We start from the raw sequence: 19085 nt of genomic DNA on the forward strand, positions 1-19085 counted from the left end.
GACCTTATTGCGCATTGGTCGGGGAAAACGAGAGAAATATTATGGTTACCATCAGACTCGCGGTCAGGGATTGGGATTATTTCACGCCGCTGGCGCTTGGCGATATTCAGCCAGAAGGCTTCCGCGTTGAGATCCATCGGGTTGGTACGTTGGTGGATGATCTGGCCACCAGTGCAAACTACGACGCAGGCGAAGTGTCATTCAGCCGCTATGCACAAGGAAGGGCGCAAGGGGATATGTCACTGCTAGCATTACCGCATTTCTTGATGCGAGGTTTTCGCCAGCGCTGCATCATCACGACCACTGATAGCCCCATCACCATGTTGCAACAGCTGAAAGGCAAGAGGATCGGTGTTACTGGTTGGCAGGACTCTGGCAATACCTGGACGAGAACGCTATTGCGTGAAGTTGGGGTCGATATCGGTGATGTCTATTGGTTCGCGGGACGTCTGACGGAAAATCATCCCATTGTTGATCGTCTGGGGCGTTTTGGGTCTCCAGGACGCATTGAGGCGGCACCCGGCGAGCGCCCGTTGATCACATTATTAAAAGCGGGTGAGCTTGATGCGGTATTCACTCCTTTTATGCCGGAAGGTTTCTTCCTGCCGGATTCCGGTTTGCGCCAGGTACAAACTGACTTTCGTCAGGCGGAGCTGGATTATTTTAACCGTGTTGGTTACGTGCCGGGTATTCATCTTCTGGCGCTGAAACCTGCATTGGCGCAGGTTTATCCATGGCTGCCAGAAGCATTGAGTCAGGTGATCAATCACTCCGCTAAGGTGTGGAATCAAAAACGTGAAAAATACGCCGACACCACACCCTGGTTGCTGGACGATCTGCGGCACACCGCACGAGATTTACCTCATAACTGGAATGACAGCGGTTTTGCCGTCAACAGGAAGATGATCGCTGATTTTGCCCGTGAGTTATACCAACAAGGGATCACGACCCTGTTATTAACGCCGGAGGATTTATTTCCGGCCTCAGTCAGCGGGGAGTAATGAATGAAAGTAGCAATGGGGCAGTTCGCGGTCAGCCGAGAATGGCAGGATAACGCTAATACCGGTATCGCGTTGATGACGAAAGCGTATCAGTCCGGGGCCGATCTTTTGGTCATGCCGGAAGGCATTCTGGCACGAGATATCGCTGATCCTGATCTGGTGCTGAAAGCGGCGCAATCGCTTGAAGGACCATTTCTCTGTCAGCTGCTGGCAGCCAGCCGGGACAATGAGATGACGACCATGATGAGCGTCCATGTCCCAACAGGGCATCAGCGGGTACTAAACGTGTTAATCGCCATTCGGCGTGGGGAAATAATCGCGCAGTACGAAAAACTACACCTCTACGATGCTTTCGCTATGCAGGAATCACAACGCGTGACACCCGGTAATGTTGTGCCACCACTGGTGAGTGTCGCTGGGATGAAGGTCGGCCTGATGACCTGCTATGACGTGCGTTTCCCTGAACTGGCTCGCCGGTTGGTACTGGATGGTGCTGATGTGTTGGTACTGCCGGCTGCCTGGGTAAAAGGCCCGCTGAAAGAGATGCATTGGGAGGTACTGGTGACTGCCCGCGCATTGGAAAACACCTGCTATATGGTGGCAGTGGGCGAGTGTGGCCCGCGCAACATCGGTAACAGTCTGGTGGTGGATCCGCTGGGTGTTGCGATAGCCAAAGCGGCCGAGGGCCCGGCATTGGTACTGGTTGATCTCGATCCTGAGCGTATCGCTTATGCACGCAATGTCTTACCGGTTTTGGAAAATCGTCGTTTTGTTCGGCCTGAGTTAAAAACGCATTAACAACACTGGGGAAAACATAAATGAGAAAGAAAATCTATGCACTGGTTCTGGGGATGATGGCGGTATGTTGCGCCCATGCCGCTGATATGATTCCTGTTCAGAAGATGCAGCCAGCGCTACACGATCGTCTGCCGGATGAGGTGAAAAAAACCGGCAAGCTCTTTTCGGTGAACAATGGTTCGTTTCCACCTTATGAAATCGTCCGTGGCCCGAATGCGTTGGAAGGCGCCAGTGCGGATCTGGGAACCGCGCTGGGGCAACTATTGGGCGTAAAAATAGAACACGCAACGGTGAGTGGCTTATCCGGCCTGCTATCCGGCATCAAATCCGGGCGTTATCAGCTGGCAATCGGTCCGATAGGGGACTATCCAGGTCGTCAGAAAGAGAATGATTTTATCGATTTCGTACAGGAATTTGTGGTGTTTGCGGTACAGAAAGGTAACCCACAAAAAATCAATGGACTTGGGGATACCTGTGGTAAACGCATTGCCGTCATGGCTGGCGGTTCCGCTGAGCAAGTGATCAGAAAACAATCACAGGCCTGTACTGACGCCGGTAAACCTGCAGTTACGGTTCAGTCATTCACCGATCAACCTTCTTCGATTCTGGCTGTGCGTTCCAAGCGTTCTGACGCCTTTTTCTCTTCGCAGGCACCGTTGGTGTATTTCGTGGAACAGTCTCATGGGCAATTGGAGCTGGCGGGGATCGGTAAGAAAAATGGTTTCGGCGATATTTTTCAGGGCACGGTGGTACCTAAAGGTTCCAAATTGGGTAATGTCGTCCTGGACGGCTACCGCGAGTTGTTCCACAACGGTACTTATGCTGCCATCATGAAAAAATGGAAACTGGGTGGAAACATGATTGCCGAACCGGGCCGTAATCTGGCAAAAGGGACGGTAAAATGAAACCAGACACCACGGATTCTCGGACCAGTGAGTGGGCCGACGTACAGCAGCGTGATGTGGCTTTTGCTCACAACACGCCAGCATACGGGCGTCTGGTCTCCTGGATTGTGGTACTGGTGATTGCCGCTGACTTTTTCTGGTTAGTCGCGACCAACCCCAATTTTGAATGGCACGTGGTTTTGCAATGGTTTACCGAAAGTTCGGTGATGGACGGGCTGGAGGTGACGCTGGGATTGACGCTGGTCTCAATGGTTATCGGTGTCGTTCTGGGGCTGCTATTGGCCATTGCTCGTCTGTCTGACAATAGGCTGTTAAACGGCCTGTCTGCATTATATATCTGGTTTTTTCGTGGGACGCCGCTGCTGGTCCAGTTGATCTTTTGGTATAACCTGTCCACCTTGTTTCCCACCATTTCGCTGACAATCCCGCTAACGGGTCCAACATTTGTCAGCTGGAATACCAATGATCTGATTACGCCACTGACAGCGGCGATTGCTGGTCTGGCCCTGAATGAAGCCGCCTATATGGCCGAGATTATTCGTGCTGGTCTGCTTTCGGTAGAGGGCGGTCAGGTCGAAACCGCACAAGCGTTTGGTATGAGCCACGCACGAGCGTTGCGTCGCATCATTATTCCACAGGCCATGCGTTCTATTATCCCACCGACAGCTAACCAATTGATCAGCATGATTAAAGCAACATCACTGGTGAGTGTTATCGCTATGGGTGACCTGCTGTACTCGGTACAGTCAATCTATAATCGAACCTTTGAAATCATTCCGATGCTGATGGTGGCGGTAATCTGGTACCTGCTTATTACGTCCATTCTGAGTGTGGGGCAGTCCGCAATTGAGCGCTACTACGCGCGCGGTACGCGTCGCACTGTTGTCGTTGGTAAACGCCGAGCTGTCAGCGAACGCCCGACAACCATGCTGAACCATCCTTTAACGAAGGAGGAAAAGGTATGAATGACAGAAAACCTCTGGTGCGAGCCCGTAATGTCCAGAAGAAATACGGAGATAATGAGGTTCTGAAAGGTATTGATCTGGATGTGTTCCCCGGCGAGGTTGTAGTGATCCTGGGACCTTCAGGTTCAGGTAAATCCACTTTCCTGCGTTGTATCAATCATCTGGAGGACATGAACGCCGGCTCTATCATGGTGGGTGAACAGCAAATTGGTTTTGCGCTGAAAAATGGCAAATTGTGCCGCTTGTCGCCGCGTAAGATTGCGCGTCAACGTCAGGAAATCGGTATGGTATTTCAGCAATTCAATCTCTATCCGCATATGACGGTGTTACAAAATATCATTGAAGCACCTATCGGGGTTCACAAATATCCTCGAGAGGAAGCCATTCGTTTTGCAACTGAGCTGCTGGCAACCGTAGGATTGAATGACAAGGCTGATGCCTGGCCACGCCATCTATCCGGTGGCCAGCAACAACGGGTGGCAATCGCTCGGGCACTGGCGATTAAACCGAGGCTGATGCTGTTTGATGAGCCAACGTCTGCACTCGACCCTGAACTGGTGGGAGAAGTGCTGGCGACGATGCGCACGTTGGCAGAGAAAGGGTTGACTATGATCGTGGTAACCCATGAAATTGGGTTTGCCCGCGAGGCGGCTGACCGGGTGGTATTCATGGATGGCGGTGTGGTCGTGGAGCAGGGGACGCCTGAAGAGGTGTTAACGTACCCACAACACCCACGAACTCAGGCATTTCTCAGCCGTTTTATCTGAGTATGCGTCGCTTCCTGTTCGTGGGTTAGATGATATTTTCCTGATGGTTGAATACCACCCGGGCCTGCACGCCAGAGTGTTGCGAGCAATTCTCCAAAAAGAATTGTCCCTGATGCAATTGGGCAATGCGGGTGACAATACTTAACCCCAGGCCGATACCACCGTAACGAGTATCCATGCGGACGAAGGCTTTGCTCAACTCGCCAGCCTTACTTTCATCAATGCCCAGCCCCTGGTCCTGTACCAGCAATTCCGTTACATCATTCTCCAACGGGTTCAAGACAATCGTGATCGTACTGTTTTCCGGGCTATAACGATGGGCATTTTCCACTAGATTACGCAGCATCAGCTGCAACAGCGTAGGATCCCCTTTAATCACTATATCTTCTTTTGGCAATTGCCATTCCAGAGTTTGGTGGCGTTGTTCGACCATTTCTGTCAGCTCTTCCAGCGTAGGAGAAATGACATCGTCAATCAGCGATACCATCTGGTAATGCCCAGAAGCAAACTCATGTCCGGTACGGGCTAACAGCAGTAAATGCTCAACCGTTTTGGTTAGTTTATCAATGCGGTTAATCAGCGGCTGGCAATTTATCTGATAATGTTGTTCCTGCAACTCAAGATGTAGACGGATGCCGGCCAGTGGCGTTCGTAATTCGTGCGCTACATCGGCAGTGAATTGCCTGTCGCGACGTAGTGTTTCGTTGAGTCGCAAAAAGAGTTGATTCAAGCTATTGGTAACGGCTCTTATTTCGGTGATGTTACTGTCATATTCTAGTGGCTCAAGGTTTTCAGCAGTGCGATTTTGCAAATTCTGCTGCAAGCGTGAGAGTGGGCGGGTAATCCAGTTTACCGCCTGAACACACATCAGCAGTGAAGCGATTACCATAACCAGGCTTGGCACGCTGAGCGAGGCGATGGCTTCGCGAATTTCCTGATCGATATCACGATGGCGTGTTTTGGCGGTTAATGTCTGTTCAACCAGCAGTTCAATCTGCTCTTTGCTTTCGTGCCATAACCATGCCACGCTGATGAACTGACAAATTAATAGAATGCTGCCTAGAGCCAGAATCAGGCGCCATCGCATGCTGGAGGTTTTTTCATCAGCATCATGAATGCTCTGATTCATGGTTGGTTGCTCTTGGTTAATAAATAGCCAAATCCTCGCAGTGTGCGAATACGATTTTTCCCGATTTTTTGTCGGAGATTATGGATATGCACTTCCAGAGAATTAGAGGAAGGATCATCGTTCCAATTATATATATCCTGATGAAGCACTTCTCGATGTACTTGAGAGCCCGCTTTTAAAATCAGACGTGAGAGAATGGCGAACTCTTTGGGGGTGAGCACCACGGGTTTGTCATCCACCGTGACCTGCTGATTATTAAGATCCAGAGTAATATTATCGACCTGTATCTGGCTATCACTGGAACCTTGATGGCGGCGGATTAGCGCCCGGACCCGCGCCTGCAATTCTGTCAATGCAAAGGGCTTGACCAGATAGTCATCAGCCCCGACATCCAAACCACTGACGCGGTCAGATACCGTATCTCTGGCAGTCAATATCAAAACAGGTTGCTGGTAATTAGTTTTACGCCAGCGCGCGAGCAGGGTTAATCCGTCTTCATCCGGTAAGCCTAGATCCAGAATTACCAGGCTGTAGTGAGCGCTGCTGATCAGCGCATGGGCTTCTTTTGCTGTACCGGCACAATCACAGACATAACCTTCACTGCTTAATGCTTGTAATAATCCTTCCTGTAGTAATGTATCATCTTCAACAATCAATAATTTCATGAATTGCCCCGACACGGTTGAAGTATATCTAGTTGAGATTGGTACTCTTTTGTGTCGATGTCAAACATTCCCAATAGGGTATGAAAGAGATTATCCTGCGAGAAAGTACGCTGTTTGGCGTTAGTGCGCAGACAACTGTCTTTAATCGCAAATTGCTGCTGATATCCCTTGGATAACCACATTAGCATCGGTATATGCGTTTGCTGCTCAGGGGCAATAGAATAAGGCATACTGTGTAAATAGATGCCGTTTTCACCTAATGACTCTCCGTGATCGGAAAGATAAACCAATGCGGTATTAAATTTATCCTGGTGCCTTTTTAATTCGTTAATCGCTCTATCAACAATATAATCCACATGCAGAATCGTATTGTCATAGGTATTGGTAAGTTCTTCGCGCGAGCAATTCTGTATTTGGTTGGTATCACAGGCTGGCGTGAATTTGTTGAAGGTCTGAGGGTAACGTTTATAATATGTCGGACCATGACTGCCCATCGTATGTAATACGATAATGCCATCACCTTTCAGGTTATTGATGTAATCTTCAAGACCATTAAACAGTGCTTCGTCATAGCATACACCTCCCGTGCATAGGCCGGGGAGATCCAATGCAGTAATGTCCCTGCTGGGAATTCGGTCACAGACACCTTTGCAGCCACCGTCATTTTCATTCCACAGTACATTGATTTTCGCATGCTGCAAAATATCCAGCACACCTTCCTGATGGCTGGCTAACTGTTCATTATAGCTGGTTCGCGGCATATTGGAGAACATGCATGGCACAGAAACCCCGGTGGACGTGCCACAAGAACTGGTATGATCGAAATAGACAACATTATCATGTGCCAGTAACGGGTTGGTTTCTTTAGCGTACCCACCCAATGAGAAATTCTCAGCTCGTGACGTTTCCCCCACGATCAGAATAACCAGATCCTTTTTCGTCGCAGTTTCTGTCGATGGCTTTTTGTGAGCATCCAGGCCGATTTGGATTAATGGCAGATTGTCCATTGCCTTATGTTTATAATAAGAGTGTATCGCGACAATAATGTTGCTGGGTGTTAGTGATTTCACTAGTTCTTTATTATTCCGCATTAAAGACGCGTAGTCTTTATAAAAGAATGTGGCTATTAGTAAAATAGCAAATAGAGAAAGCACAATACTAAAGAAACGCGTGCCGATGTTAAACCATGTCAGCTTGGTGGGTTTTATTTTAATCCATAATGCTAAAAAAGCGGGTAAAACACCCAGCGACATAAGCCATATTATGTATTGTGGTGTAATTAAAGAAAATGACTCTGCCGCTGTAGTCTCAAAAACATTCTGTATCATCGTGCGATCAATAATGATGCCATAACTCAACATAAAGTATTGAACGGCGGCACCACTCAATAGAAAGAAGGCGATGACGAGTGGGCGCAAGTAAGGTATTGCCAACAATGTGAACAGAATGTTCAGTACGGAAAAAATGACTATCGGCATCGTGAGAACAAACAGAATATCAACCCAGGATGACATCGCGACAAGATGACTAATCTGTCGATAGTAGGCGATGTTTTGTACAGTGGAGATAAAGGCGGCAAACACTATATTGTAAGTGATACTGTTCCATTTTGGTCTCTTGAGTTTAAGCATATTATTAATCACTTACGGTATATCCAAATTATGTATAGGTATATCAGGGTAACAGTAAAGAGGTTGAATTAATTCAACCTTAAGAAAAGCGAAATCGTACAAGAAAAAATAGTTCCCGTCGGTTAAATACGAGGACGACAGAAGGGTTGTTTGCTAGACTGTGTATCCTATGAATAGGATGAATAAATGACGTTGAGGGTGGTGTCTGCCATGTCTAGTTCGCTCGTTACTGGCGAATCCAATGACCTTGATTTGCTGGATGAACGTCCGTTTATGACGACGGATTATGAGATCCTGAAGTCGTATGAAGCTGTGGTTGATGGTCTGGCGATGCTGATCGGTGGACACTGTGAGATCGTGCTGCATTCGTTGGAAGATTTGAAGTGCTCCGCTGTACGTATTGCTAATGGCGAGCATACCGGCAGGAAAATTGGCTCACCGATCACCGACTTGGCATTGCGGATGCTCCACGATATGGCGGGTGAAGATAGTAGCGTATCAAAAGCTTATTTCACCCGTGCTAAAAGCGGAGTACTGATGAAGTCAGTAACTATCGCGATCCGTAACCGCGAACAGCGTGTCATTGGTTTACTGTGCATCAATATGAATCTGGATGTGCCTTTTTCCCAGATTATGCAGACATTTATGCCACCGGAAATCAAAGAAGTGGCTTCTTCTGTTAATTTCGCTTCGTCGGTAGATGACCTGGTGGCACAAACGCTGGAGTTTACCATCGAAGAAGTTAATGCCGACCGTAATGTTTCCAACAACGCCAAAAATCGGCAGATTGTTCTTAACCTTTATGAGAAAGGCATTTTTGATATTAAAGATGCCATTAATCAGGTTGCCGATCGGCTGAATATTTCCAAGCATACTGTTTATCTTTATATCCGCCAGTTTAAGAGCGGTGATTTTACTGGGCACGATCGTTGATGTTGACCTACTGCCTATTGGTCACCGGGCCGGCTTACGGCACACAACAAGCCAGCAGTGCATTGCAGTTTGCGCAGACATTGCTGACGGTTGGGCATCAGTTGGACAGCGTTTTTTTTTATCGTGAAGGTGTATTGAATGCCAATCAGTTCACGTCACCCGCCAGTGATGAATTCGATCTCGTGCGTGCGTGGCAGAGTTTCGGACAGAAACATCAGGTCGCATTAAACGTCTGTGTGGCGGCGGCGCTGCGGCGTGGTGTTACTGATAATCAACAGGCAGAACAACTCAATCTGGCAGGGGCAAATCTGCAACCTGGTTTTAATTTAAGTGGGCTTGGCGAATTAGCTCAGTCGGTTCTGATATGCGATCGGGTTATCCAGTTTTAATAGTTGTTAGGGGCGGGTTATGAAGCGTGTTGCCTTCGTCTTTACTCATGCGCCTCACGGCAATGCATCCGGCAGAGAAGGACTGGACGCGCTACTCGCAATGTCAGCGCTGACTGAAAATATCGGTGTGTTCTTTATCGGTGATGGTGTATTTCAATTGTTGCCTCATCAGCAGCCCGAAAAAGTGCTGATGCGTGATTATATTGCCACCTTTGGTGTGCTCCCTCTATATGATGTCGAGCATTGTTATGTGTGCGAGACATCGTTGCAGCAACGAGGTATTTCGCCAGACATGGGCTGGATTCTGGATGTGGAAATCCTGCCAGCGGACGTACTTCGCACAACCTTATCAACCTATCATTCCGTTCTCACTTTCTAACGGAGATATTGTCATGCTGCACACACTTTCTCATTCGCCTTATCAAACGGATTTTGATTCGTTGCTACGTAACGTTGGTGCAGAAGACGAAATCCTGCTGTTTCAGGATGGTGTTATTGCATCACTGGAAGAAGCTGCTGCATTAGTGCGCTTGTTGGTATTAGCCGTACCAATTTATGTGTTGAAAGAGGATGTAGAGGCCCGAGGATTGACTAACCAAGTTTCAGGCAAAATCACACTCATTAGCTATACTCAATTTGTGCAATTAACAGCTCGGCATTCCCAGCAGCTGGCTTGGTAATACTGTATTTTTGTATATTTCTTGACTCCTTACCCAGCCAGCCCTAAAATTCTGCGTCCTCATATTTTGCCTCTGGCTGGTATGAGGCGATTTATCACGTGTTTACGAAGCAAAAACCAGGAGCTTTTAATGGCAACGATTAACCAGCTGGTTCGCAAACCGCGCGCCTTGAAGGTTGCTAAAAGCAACGTTCCGGCGCTGGAAGCGTGCCCGCAGAAACGTGGTGTATGTACCCGTGTATATACCACCACTCCGAAAAAACCGAACTCTGCACTGCGTAAAGTGTGTCGTGTTCGTTTAACTAATGGTTTTGAAGTCACTTCCTATATTGGTGGTGAAGGTCATAACCTGCAGGAACACTCCGTGATCCTGATTCGTGGCGGTCGTGTAAAAGACCTGCCAGGTGTGCGTTACCACACCGTTCGTGGCGCGCTTGACTGCTCCGGTGTTAAAGACCGTAAGCAAAGTCGCTCCAAATACGGTGTGAAGAAGCCGAAGGCTTAATGGTTCTCCGTTAAGTAAGGCCAAACGTTTTAACTTAAATGTCAAACTAAACTCGTAGAGTTTTGGACAATCCTGAATTAACAACGGAGTATTTCCATGCCACGTCGTCGCGTTATTGGTCAACGTAAAATTTTGCCGGATCCGAAATTCGGATCTGAGTTACTGGCCAAATTTGTAAATATCCTGATGGTAGACGGTAAAAAATCTACCGCAGAATCAATCGTCTATACCGCGCTGGAAACCCTGGCTCAGCGTTCTGGTAAAGATCATCTGGAGTCTTTTGAATCTGCACTGGACAACGTACGTCCGACTGTCGAAGTTAAGTCTCGTCGCGTTGGTGGTTCTACCTATCAGGTTCCAGTTGAAGTCCGTCCGGTTCGTCGTAATGCTCTGGCAATGCGTTGGATCGTTGAAGCTGCTCGTAAACGCGGTGATAAATCCATGGCTCTTCGCCTGGCGAACGAACTTTCTGATGCAGCAGAAAATAAAGGTACTGCTGTGAAGAAACGTGAAGACGTTCACCGTATGGCTGAAGCCAACAAGGCGTTCGCTCACTACCGCTGGTAATTCCTGCGTAGACGTTAATAACCCAGCGGGCGCTTCAAATGCTAACCCGTCTGGGTTTACTAATTCGAACGTCCTAGGATATAGAGGAAACAAATGGCTCGTATAACACCTATTGCACGTTATCGTAATATCGGTATCAGTGCACACATCGACGCCGGTAAGACCACTACAACTGAACGTATCCTGTTCTACACCGGTGTGAATCATAAAATCGGTGAAGTTCATGACGGCGCAGCCACCATGGATTGGATGGCGCAGGAACAGGAGCGTGGTATTACCATTACTTCTGCCGCTACTACCGCTTTCTGGTCTGGTATGGCTAAGCAGTTTGAACCGCACCGTATCAACATCATTGATACCCCAGGACATGTCGACTTCACTATTGAAGTAGAACGTTCTATGCGTGTACTGGATGGCGCAGTAATGGTTTACTGTGCTGTCGGTGGTGTTCAGCCACAGTCTGAAACCGTATGGCGTCAGGCAAACAAATACAAAGTTCCGCGTATTGCGTTCGTTAACAAAATGGACCGTATGGGCGCGAATTTTCTGCGCGTTGTAGAGCAGATCAGAACTCGTCTGGCTGCTACCCCGGTTCCGTTGCAACTGGCGATCGGTGCAGAAGAGAAATTCACGGGTGTTGTTGACCTGGTGAAAATGAAAGCTATCAACTGGAATGACACCGATCAGGGTGTAACCTTCACTTATGAAGAGATTCCGGCTGATATGGTTGAATTGGCCAACGAATGGCACCAGAACCTGGTTGAGTCTGCAGCAGAAGCATCTGAAGAGCTGATGGACAAATATCTGGGTGGTGAAGAGCTGTCCGAAGAAGAAATCAAGAAAGCACTGCGTCAACGCGTGCTGAATAACGAAATCATTCTGGTTACCTGTGGTTCCGCGTTCAAGAACAAGGGCGTACAGGCAATGCTGGATGCAGTTATCGAATACCTGCCATCTCCGACTGATGTGCCTGCGATCAATGGCATCCTGGATGACGGTAAAGATACTCCGGCTGAGCGTCATTCTAATGATGAAGAGCCGTTTTCAGCACTGGCGTTCAAAATCGCCACTGACCCGTTTGTGGGTAACCTGACGTTCTTCCGCGTGTACTCTGGTGTGGTTAAGTCCGGTGATGCTGTACTGAACTCTGTTAAAGCCCAACGTGAACGTTTGGGTCGTATCGTTCAGATGCATGCCAACAAACGTGAAGAGATTAAAGAAGTTCGCGCGGGTGATATCGCGGCTGCTATCGGTCTGAAAGACGTTACCACTGGTGACACACTGTGTGATCCGGATGCACCGATTATTCTGGAACGTATGGAGTTCCCAGAACCAGTTATTTCTGTTGCGGTTGAGCCGAAAACCAAAGCTGACCAGGAAAAAATGGGTATTGCTCTGGGCCGTCTGGCAAAAGAGGATCCCTCTTTCCGTGTGTGGACTGATGAAGAATCTGGTCAGACTATCATTGCCGGTATGGGTGAATTACACCTGGAAATCCTGGTTGATCGCATGCGTCGTGAGTTCAACGTAGACGCAAACGTTGGTAAACCCCAGGTTGCTTACCGTGAAACTATCCGTGAAACTGTTACGGATGTTGAAGGTAAACACGCGAAACAGTCCGGCGGTCGTGGTCAATATGGTCATGTTGTTATTGACATGTCTCCGCTAGAACCAGGTGGTGTGGGTTATGAATTCGTCAACGATATTGTTGGTGGTTCTATCCCTAAAGAGTTCATTCCTGCTGTTGATAAAGGTATCCAGGAACAGCTTAAAGCGGGTCCTTTGGCTGGTTATCCAGTCGTCGATATCAAGGTTCGACTGCATTTCGGTTCTTACCATGACGTCGACTCTTCCGAACTGGCGTTTAAACTGGCTGCTTCCCTGGCGTTTAAATCAGCATTCGGTAAGGCGAAACCAGTTCTGCTGGAGCCGGTCATGAAAGTTGAAGTTGAAACGCCTGAAGACTACATGGGTGATGTTATCGGGGACCTGAACCGTCGTCGTGGTATCATTGAAGGTATGGAAGATATCGCAACTGGCAAGACTGTTCGGGCTCAGGTACCGTTGTCAGAAATGTTTGGTTATGCTACTGATCTGCGTTCGCAGACTCAAGGTCGTGCTTCTTACTCCATGGAGTTCTTGAAGTATAGCGAAGCGCCGAACAACGTTGCTCAAGCCGTTATTGAAGCCCGTGGTAAATAATCCGGGTTTAAATCATTGATCCCGTGCTCTTTCCAGAAGGGGAGAGCATTTGAGTAAGGAATATAGCCGTGTCTAAAGAAAAATTTGAACGTACAAAACCGCACCTTAACGTCGGTACTATCGGCCACGTTGACCATGGTAAAACAACGCTGACCGCTGCTATCACAAGTGTTCTGGCTAAAACCTACGGTGGCCAGGCTCGTGCATTCGACCAAATCGATAACGCGCCGGAAGAAAAAGCACGTGGTATCACCATCAACACTTCTCATGTTGAATATGATACCCCGACTCGTCACTACGCACATGTTGACTGCCCAGGGCATGCTGACTATGTGAAAAACATGATCACCGGTGCTGCCCAGATGGATGGCGCGATCCTGGTGGTTGCCGCGACTGACGGCCCGATGCCTCAGACCCGTGAGCACATCCTGCTGGCTCGTCAGGTTGGTGTTCCGTACATCATCGTGTTCCTGAACAAATGTGACATGGTTGATGACGAAGAACTGCTGGAACTGGTAGAGATGGAAGTGCGTGAGCTGCTGTCTCAGTACGATTTCCCGGGTGATGACACTCCGGTAATTCGCGGTTCTGCGCTGAAAGCGTTGGAAGGCGACGCTGAGTGGGAAGCCAAAATCATTGAGCTGGCGGAAGCCCTGGATACCTATATTCCAGAACCTGAACGTGCGATTGACAGGCCGTTCCTGCTGCCGATTGAAGATGTATTCTCCATCTCTGGTCGCGGTACGGTAGTGACGGGTCGTGTAGAACGCGGCGTCATCAAAGTGGGTGAAGAAGTTGAAATCGTGGGTATCAAAGACACCACGAAAACCACGTGTACCGGTGTTGAAATGTTCCGTAAATTGCTGGACGAAGGCCGTGCGGGTGAGAACGTTGGTGTTCTGCTGCGCGGTACCAAGCGTGATGAAGTGGAACGTGGTCAGGTACTGGCTAAACCGGGTTCAATCAAGCCGCATACGCAGTTTGAATCAGAAGTTTATATTCTGAGCAAGGATGAAGGCGGCCGTCATACGCCGTTCTTCAAAGGCTATCGTCCGCAGTTCTATTTCCGTACGACTGATGTCACGGGGACGATCGAACTGCCGGAAGGCGTAGAGATGGTAATGCCGGGCGACAACATCAAGATGGTAGTAAACCTGATTGCGCCAATCGCAATGGACGACGGTTTGCGTTTTGCTATCCGTGAAGGCGGCCGTACAGTAGGTGCTGGCGTTGTTGCTAAAGTTATCGCTTAATGCTTAATCGCATTTAATGTGGTAATAAGAATGAGGGCACTTCGGTGCCCTTTTTTATTGGCGCTCATCAGAAGATAAATTTGAATAGGAATGATTCCCACCTGTACTTGGGGTCAGTGATCTTTGAACGGTTATCAATTCTTCTGGCTCTGTACGCGACTATGTCAGTCGGGTTAATGATTGACGTTTTGGTAGACGAAGAAGGGTACAGCGATTGGCGTGAAACTGAGTTAGAATCTATTACCTATATGAGAATGCAAAATTATCTACAAACTCAGCTCAAGTGAGAATAATATCTCGTATCACCCGACTAAATTTATATGTTGTCCTTATTCACATAAAGCAGGGTGATATATAGCAAATCATTTTTACCTATGGGTTGCTTCCTGAACAGATTTACGTATAATGCGCGGGCTACCTGAGATGGTGAGCCTGGTTTGATCTGAATCAGATGACTAGTGTTGTTAGTACTAGTCAAACAATATCCCCGATATGGGGGTTATATGAAGAACGATTACACTCCCCCATCAATCGAAATGGGTGTGGGTAGTAATTATTTATGTTTAAAATAATTGGAGCTCTGGTCTCATGCAGAACCAAAGAATCCGTATCCGCCTGAAAGCGTTTGATCATCGTCTGATTGATCAATCAACTGCGGAAATCGTCGAGACTGCTAAGCGCACTGGCGCTCAAGTTCGCGGTCCGATCCCGCTGCCGACCCGCAAAGAGCGCTTTACCATTCTGATTTCTCCGCACGTTAACAAAGATGCGCGCGATCAGTATGAAATTCGCACTCACAAGCGTCTGGTTGACATCGTTGAGCCAACCGAGAAAACCGTTGATGCTCTGATGCGTCTGGATCTGGCTGCCGGTGTAGACGTGCAGATCAGCCTGGGTTAATCAGGTCATTGAGCGATTGAGAGGTTGAAACAATGATTGGTTTAGTCGGTAAAAAAGTGGGTATGACGCGCATCTTCACTGAAGAAGGTGTTTCTATCCCCGTAACCGTAATCGAAATTGAAGCAAACCGCGTGAGCCAGGTTAAGAGCCTGGAAAACGATGGTTACCGTGCTGTCCAGGTCACTACCGGCGCTAAAAAAGCTAACCGTGTAACTAAGCCGGAAGCTGGTCATTTTGCTAAAGCTGGTGTTGAAGCTGGCCGTACGCTGCGTGAATTCCGCCTGTCTGAAGGCGAAGAGTTCACTGCAGGTCAGAGCATTAGCGTTGAAATTTTCGCTGACGTTAAGAAAGTTGATGTTACCGGTACTTCTAAAGGTAAAGGTTTTGCTGGCACGGTTAAGCGCTGGAATTTCCGTACCCAAGACGCTACCCATGGTAACTCCTTGTCTCACCGTGGTCATGGTTCTATTGGTCAGAATCAGACTCCGGGCAAAGTGTTCAAAGGCAAGAAAATGGCAGGCCAACTGGGTAATGAGCGTGTAACCGTTCAGAGCCTGGATGTAGTGCGTGTTGACGCTGAGCGCAACCTGCTGCTGGTCAAGGGCGCCGTTCCGGGAGCAACCGGCAGCGACCTGATCGTTAAACCGGCTGTCAAGGCTTAACGTCGAGGAGATAGGAATGGAATTGGTATTGAAAGACGCGCAAAGCGCGCTGACTGTTTCCGAAACTACCTTCGGGCGTGATTTCAATGAAGCGCTAGTTCACCAGGTTGTTGTTGCTTATGCAGCAGGTGCCCGTCAAGGTACTCGCGCTCAGAAGACCCGCGCTGAAGTAGTTGGTTCCGGTAAGAAACCGTGGCGTCAGAAAGGTACTGGCCGTGCTCGTGCAGGTTCTATCAAGAGCCCAATCTGGCGTTCCGGTGGTGTAACCTTTGCTGCCAAGCCTCAGGACCATAGTCAGAAAGTTAATAAGAAGATGTACCGCGGCGCGCTGAAAAGCATTTTGTCTGAATTGGTACGTCAGGATCGTCTGATCGTTGTCGAACAGTTCTCTGTAGAAGCACCGAAAACCAAACTATTGGCTCAGAAACTGAAAGACATGGCGCTGGAAGATGTGCTGATCATCACTGGTGAACTGGATGAAAATCTGTTCCTGGCCGCACGTAACCTGTACAAGGTTGACGTACGCGATGTAGCAGGTATCGACCCGGTTAGCCTGATCGCCTTCGACAAAGTAGTCATGACTGCTGATGCTGTTAAGCAAGTTGAGGAGATGCTGGCATGATTCGTGAAGAACGTCTGCTGAAAGTATTGCGCGCGCCGCACGTTTCTGAAAAAGCGTCTACTGCGATGGAAAAAAATAACACCATCGTGCTCAAAGTTGCTAAAGACGCGACTAAAGCAGAGATCAAAGCTGCCGTACAGAAACTGTTCGAAGTCGAAGTCAATGATGTCCGTACCTTGATTGTTAAAGGCAAGGTTAAACGTCATGGACAACGTATCGGTCGTCGTAGCGACTGGAAAAAAGCTTACGTCACCCTGAAAGAAGGCCAGAATCTGGACTTCATTGGCGGCGCAGAGTAAGTCGGAGGAGTAAAGAACAATGGCAATTGTTAAGTGTAAACCGACATCTCCGGGTCGTCGCCACGTTGTTAAAGTGGTTAACCCTGAGCTGCACAAGGGCAAACCATATGCCCCATTGCTGGAAAAAAACAGCAAAACCGGTGGCCGTAACAACAATGGCCGCATCACCACCCGTCATATCGGTGGTGGTCACAAGCAGCTGTATCGTATTGTTGACTTTAAACGTAACAAAGACGGTATCCCGGCTGTTGTCGAGCGTCTGGAGTATGATCCGAACCGTTCTGCCAATATCGCGTTGGTTCTGTACAAAGATGGCGAACGTCGTTACATCCTAGCGCCGAAAGGCCTGAAAACGGGTGATCAGATTCAGTCTGGTGTTGATGCTGCAATCAAAACGGGCAACACACTGCCGATGCGTAACATCCCAGTGGGTTCAACGGTTCACAACGTAGAAATGAAACCAGGTAAAGGCGGCCAATTGGCTCGTTCTGCTGGTGCTTACGTTCAGATCGTTGCTCGTGAAGGTGCTTACGTTACCTTGCGTCTGCGCTCTGGTGAAATGCGTAAAATTGAGTCTGACTGTCGCGCTACGTTAGGTGAAGTTGGTAACGCTGAGCACATGTTGCGGGTTCTGGGTAAAGCAGGTGCTGCTCGCTGGCGTGGTATTCGTCCTACTGTTCGTGGTACGGCGATGAACCCGGTAGATCACCCACATGGTGGTGGTGAAGGTCGTAACTTTGGTAAGCACCCGGTTACCCCGTGGGGCATTCAGACCAAAGGTAAGAAGACCCGCAGCAATAAGCGTACTGATAAATTCATCGTACGTCGCCGTACTAAATAATTTTAGAGGATAAGCCATGCCACGTTCTCTCAAGAAAGGTCCATTTATTGACCTGCACTTGCTGAAGAAGGTAGAGAAAGCGGTGGAAAGCGGTGACAAGAAGCCTTTGCGCACTTGGTCCCGTCGTTCAACGATCTTTCCAAACATGATCGGTTTGACCATCGCTGTCCATAATGGTCGTCAGCACGTTCCGGTATTCATTTCTGATGAAATGGTCGGTCACAAGCTGGGTGAGTTCGCACCGACCCGTACTTATCGCGGCCATGCGGCCGATAAAAAGGCTAAAAAGCGCTAAGGTAGGAGGAAGAGATGGAAACTATCGCTAAACATCGCCACGCTCGTTCTTCTGCTCAAAAGGTACGCCTGGTGGCTGACCTGATTCGCGGTAAGAAAGTGTCGCAAGCTCTGGATATTCTGGCCTACACCAACAAGAAAGCTGCTGGTTTGGTTAAAAAAATACTGGAGTCTGCCATTGCTAACGCAGAACACAACGATGGCGCTGACATTGATGATCTGAAAGTTGCGAAAATCTTCGTTGACGAAGGCCCTAGCATGAAGCGCATTATGCCGCGTGCCAAAGGTCGTGCGGATCGCATCCTGAAGCGTACCAGCCACATTACTGTGGTTGTGTCCGATCGCTGAGACTCTGGAGACTAGCAATGGGTCAGAAAGTACATCCTAATGGTATTCGCCTGGGTATTGTCAAACCTTGGAACTCTACCTGGTATGCGAATACCAAAGAATTCGCTGACAACCTGGACGGCGACTTTAAAGTTCGTAAATACCTGACGAAGGAACTGGAGAAGGCTTCCGTTTCTCGTATCGTTATCGAACGTCCGGCAAAAAGCATACGTGTAACCATTCATACTGCTCGCCCGGGAATCGTTATCGGTAAAAAAGGTGAAGATGTTGAAAAATTGCGCAAAGTCGTAGCGGATATCGCTGGCGTACCTGCACAAATCAACATCGCTGAAGTTCGTAAACCTGAACTGGACGCAAAACTGGTTGCTGACAGCATCACTTCTCAGCTGGAACGCCGTGTTATGTTCCGTCGAGCTATGAAGCGTGCAGTACAGAACGCTATGCGTCTGGGCGCTAAAGGTATCAAGGTTGAAGTAAGTGGCCGTTTGGGCGGCGCTGAAATTGCGCGTACCGAATGGTACCGCGAAGGTCGTGTTCCGTTGCATACACTGCGTGCGGATATCGATTACAACACTTCCGAAGCGCACACCACTTATGGTGTTATCGGTGTGAAGGTATGGATCTTCAAAGGTGAGATCCTGGGTGGTATGGCTGCCGTTGAACAACCGGAAAAACCGGCTGCTCAACCTAAAAAGCAGCAGCGTAAAGGCCGCAAGTAAGGAGAGTCGCT

The 19085-nt window shown here is 48.6% G+C and carries 24 protein-coding genes; 21 read left to right on the top strand and 3 right to left on the bottom strand.

What is annotated here, in order from left to right:
- Window positions 1-41: 41 nt before the first annotated feature.
- Genes RS889_RS01865 through RS889_RS01885 form a run of 5 tightly spaced genes read left to right on the top strand, consistent with a single transcriptional unit; the run spans window position 42 to window position 4436 of the window.
- The gene (locus tag RS889_RS01865; RefSeq protein WP_315709140.1) at window positions 42-1001 is read left to right on the top strand and encodes a substrate-binding domain-containing protein; all 960 of its coding nucleotides are present in this window, start codon (window positions 42-44) and stop codon (window positions 999-1001) included.
- A 3-nt stretch (window positions 1002-1004) separates the two neighbouring features.
- On the top strand, window positions 1005-1799 hold the full coding sequence (locus tag RS889_RS01870) for a deaminated glutathione amidase (protein WP_315709141.1): 795 nt from the start codon (window positions 1005-1007) through the stop codon (window positions 1797-1799).
- 20 nt (window positions 1800-1819) lie between these two features.
- Entirely contained in the window at window positions 1820-2704 is an 885-nt protein-coding gene (locus tag RS889_RS01875; protein ID WP_315709142.1) for an ABC transporter substrate-binding protein, read from the top strand.
- Window positions 2701-3669, top strand: coding sequence for an amino acid ABC transporter permease (locus RS889_RS01880; RefSeq protein WP_021013364.1), 969 nt, complete (start codon window positions 2701-2703; stop codon window positions 3667-3669). Before RS889_RS01875 ends, RS889_RS01880 begins: the two co-directional genes overlap by 4 nt.
- A complete protein-coding gene (locus RS889_RS01885) occupies window positions 3666-4436 on the top strand; it encodes an amino acid ABC transporter ATP-binding protein (protein ID WP_021013363.1) in 771 nt (256 codons plus the stop codon). Before RS889_RS01880 ends, RS889_RS01885 begins: the two co-directional genes overlap by 4 nt.
- 25 nt (window positions 4437-4461) lie before the next feature.
- Here RS889_RS01885 and pmrB read toward each other — a convergent pair whose 3' ends face one another.
- Genes pmrB through eptA form a run of 3 tightly spaced genes read right to left on the bottom strand, consistent with a single transcriptional unit; the run spans window position 4462 to window position 7861 of the window.
- The gene (pmrB, locus tag RS889_RS01890) at window positions 4462-5565 is read right to left on the bottom strand and encodes a two-component system sensor histidine kinase PmrB (protein ID WP_315709143.1); all 1104 of its coding nucleotides are present in this window, start codon (window positions 5563-5565) and stop codon (window positions 4462-4464) included.
- Entirely contained in the window at window positions 5562-6230 is a 669-nt protein-coding gene (gene pmrA, locus RS889_RS01895) for a two-component system response regulator PmrA (protein ID WP_315709144.1), read from the bottom strand. Before pmrA ends, pmrB begins: the two co-directional genes overlap by 4 nt.
- Window positions 6227-7861 carry a phosphoethanolamine transferase EptA gene (gene eptA, locus RS889_RS01900; protein ID WP_425475105.1) on the bottom strand — a complete coding sequence of 545 codons (1635 nt, stop codon included), beginning with the start codon at window positions 7859-7861 and terminating at the stop codon, window positions 6227-6229. The genes pmrA and eptA overlap by 4 nt, the downstream gene beginning before the upstream one ends.
- A gap of 210 nt (window positions 7862-8071) precedes the next feature.
- Here eptA and RS889_RS01905 point away from each other — a divergent pair, with 210 nt between their 5' ends.
- From RS889_RS01905 to rpsC, 16 genes are all read left to right on the top strand, one after another.
- Window positions 8072-8794, top strand: a complete 723-nt coding sequence (locus tag RS889_RS01905; RefSeq protein WP_037380359.1) for a helix-turn-helix transcriptional regulator — start codon at window positions 8072-8074, stop codon at window positions 8792-8794.
- Window positions 8794-9183 (top strand): sulfurtransferase complex subunit TusD, encoded by a 390-nt coding sequence (gene tusD / locus RS889_RS01910; protein WP_021013358.1) that lies wholly within the window; start codon window positions 8794-8796, stop codon window positions 9181-9183. Before RS889_RS01905 ends, tusD begins: the two co-directional genes overlap by 1 nt.
- 19 nt (window positions 9184-9202) lie before the next feature.
- Window positions 9203-9562, top strand: coding sequence for a sulfurtransferase complex subunit TusC (gene tusC, locus RS889_RS01915; protein ID WP_315709145.1), 360 nt, complete (start codon window positions 9203-9205; stop codon window positions 9560-9562).
- A gap of 13 nt (window positions 9563-9575) precedes the next feature.
- Complete coding sequence (gene tusB, locus RS889_RS01920) at window positions 9576-9863, top strand: sulfurtransferase complex subunit TusB (RefSeq protein WP_021013356.1); 288 nt, start codon at window positions 9576-9578, stop codon at window positions 9861-9863.
- A 129-nt stretch (window positions 9864-9992) separates the two neighbouring features.
- Complete coding sequence (gene rpsL / locus RS889_RS01925) at window positions 9993-10367, top strand: 30S ribosomal protein S12 (protein WP_021013355.1); 375 nt, start codon at window positions 9993-9995, stop codon at window positions 10365-10367.
- 96 nt (window positions 10368-10463) lie between these two features.
- Entirely contained in the window at window positions 10464-10934 is a 471-nt protein-coding gene (gene rpsG / locus RS889_RS01930; protein ID WP_021013354.1) for a 30S ribosomal protein S7, read from the top strand.
- Between the two features lie 93 nt (window positions 10935-11027).
- Window positions 11028-13136, top strand: coding sequence for an elongation factor G (gene fusA / locus RS889_RS01935; RefSeq protein ID WP_021013353.1), 2109 nt, complete (start codon window positions 11028-11030; stop codon window positions 13134-13136).
- 68 nt (window positions 13137-13204) lie between these two features.
- Window positions 13205-14389 (top strand): elongation factor Tu, encoded by a 1185-nt coding sequence (tuf, locus tag RS889_RS01940; RefSeq protein WP_021013352.1) that lies wholly within the window; start codon window positions 13205-13207, stop codon window positions 14387-14389.
- 588 nt (window positions 14390-14977) lie between these two features.
- Entirely contained in the window at window positions 14978-15289 is a 312-nt protein-coding gene (rpsJ, locus tag RS889_RS01950; RefSeq protein WP_009639175.1) for a 30S ribosomal protein S10, read from the top strand.
- A gap of 32 nt (window positions 15290-15321) precedes the next feature.
- On the top strand, window positions 15322-15951 hold the full coding sequence (gene rplC / locus RS889_RS01955) for a 50S ribosomal protein L3 (RefSeq protein WP_021013350.1): 630 nt from the start codon (window positions 15322-15324) through the stop codon (window positions 15949-15951).
- 16 nt (window positions 15952-15967) lie between these two features.
- Entirely contained in the window at window positions 15968-16573 is a 606-nt protein-coding gene (gene rplD / locus RS889_RS01960) for a 50S ribosomal protein L4 (RefSeq protein ID WP_021013349.1), read from the top strand.
- On the top strand, window positions 16570-16872 hold the full coding sequence (gene rplW / locus RS889_RS01965; protein ID WP_012768102.1) for a 50S ribosomal protein L23: 303 nt from the start codon (window positions 16570-16572) through the stop codon (window positions 16870-16872). The genes rplD and rplW overlap by 4 nt, the downstream gene beginning before the upstream one ends.
- Window positions 16873-16891: 19 nt before the next feature.
- Window positions 16892-17713, top strand: coding sequence for a 50S ribosomal protein L2 (gene rplB, locus RS889_RS01970; protein WP_021013348.1), 822 nt, complete (start codon window positions 16892-16894; stop codon window positions 17711-17713).
- A gap of 16 nt (window positions 17714-17729) precedes the next feature.
- Window positions 17730-18008 (top strand): 30S ribosomal protein S19, encoded by a 279-nt coding sequence (rpsS, locus tag RS889_RS01975; protein ID WP_021013347.1) that lies wholly within the window; start codon window positions 17730-17732, stop codon window positions 18006-18008.
- A 14-nt stretch (window positions 18009-18022) separates the two neighbouring features.
- Window positions 18023-18355 (top strand): 50S ribosomal protein L22, encoded by a 333-nt coding sequence (rplV, locus tag RS889_RS01980; RefSeq protein WP_021013346.1) that lies wholly within the window; start codon window positions 18023-18025, stop codon window positions 18353-18355.
- Window positions 18356-18372: 17 nt separating this feature from the next.
- Entirely contained in the window at window positions 18373-19074 is a 702-nt protein-coding gene (rpsC, locus tag RS889_RS01985) for a 30S ribosomal protein S3 (protein WP_021013345.1), read from the top strand.
- The last annotated feature ends 11 nt before the right edge of the window (window positions 19075-19085 follow it).

It is taken from the genome of Brenneria uluponensis, from assembly GCF_032395385.1.
GTDB classification, from domain to species: Bacteria; Pseudomonadota; Gammaproteobacteria; order Enterobacterales; family Enterobacteriaceae; genus Prodigiosinella; species Prodigiosinella aquatilis.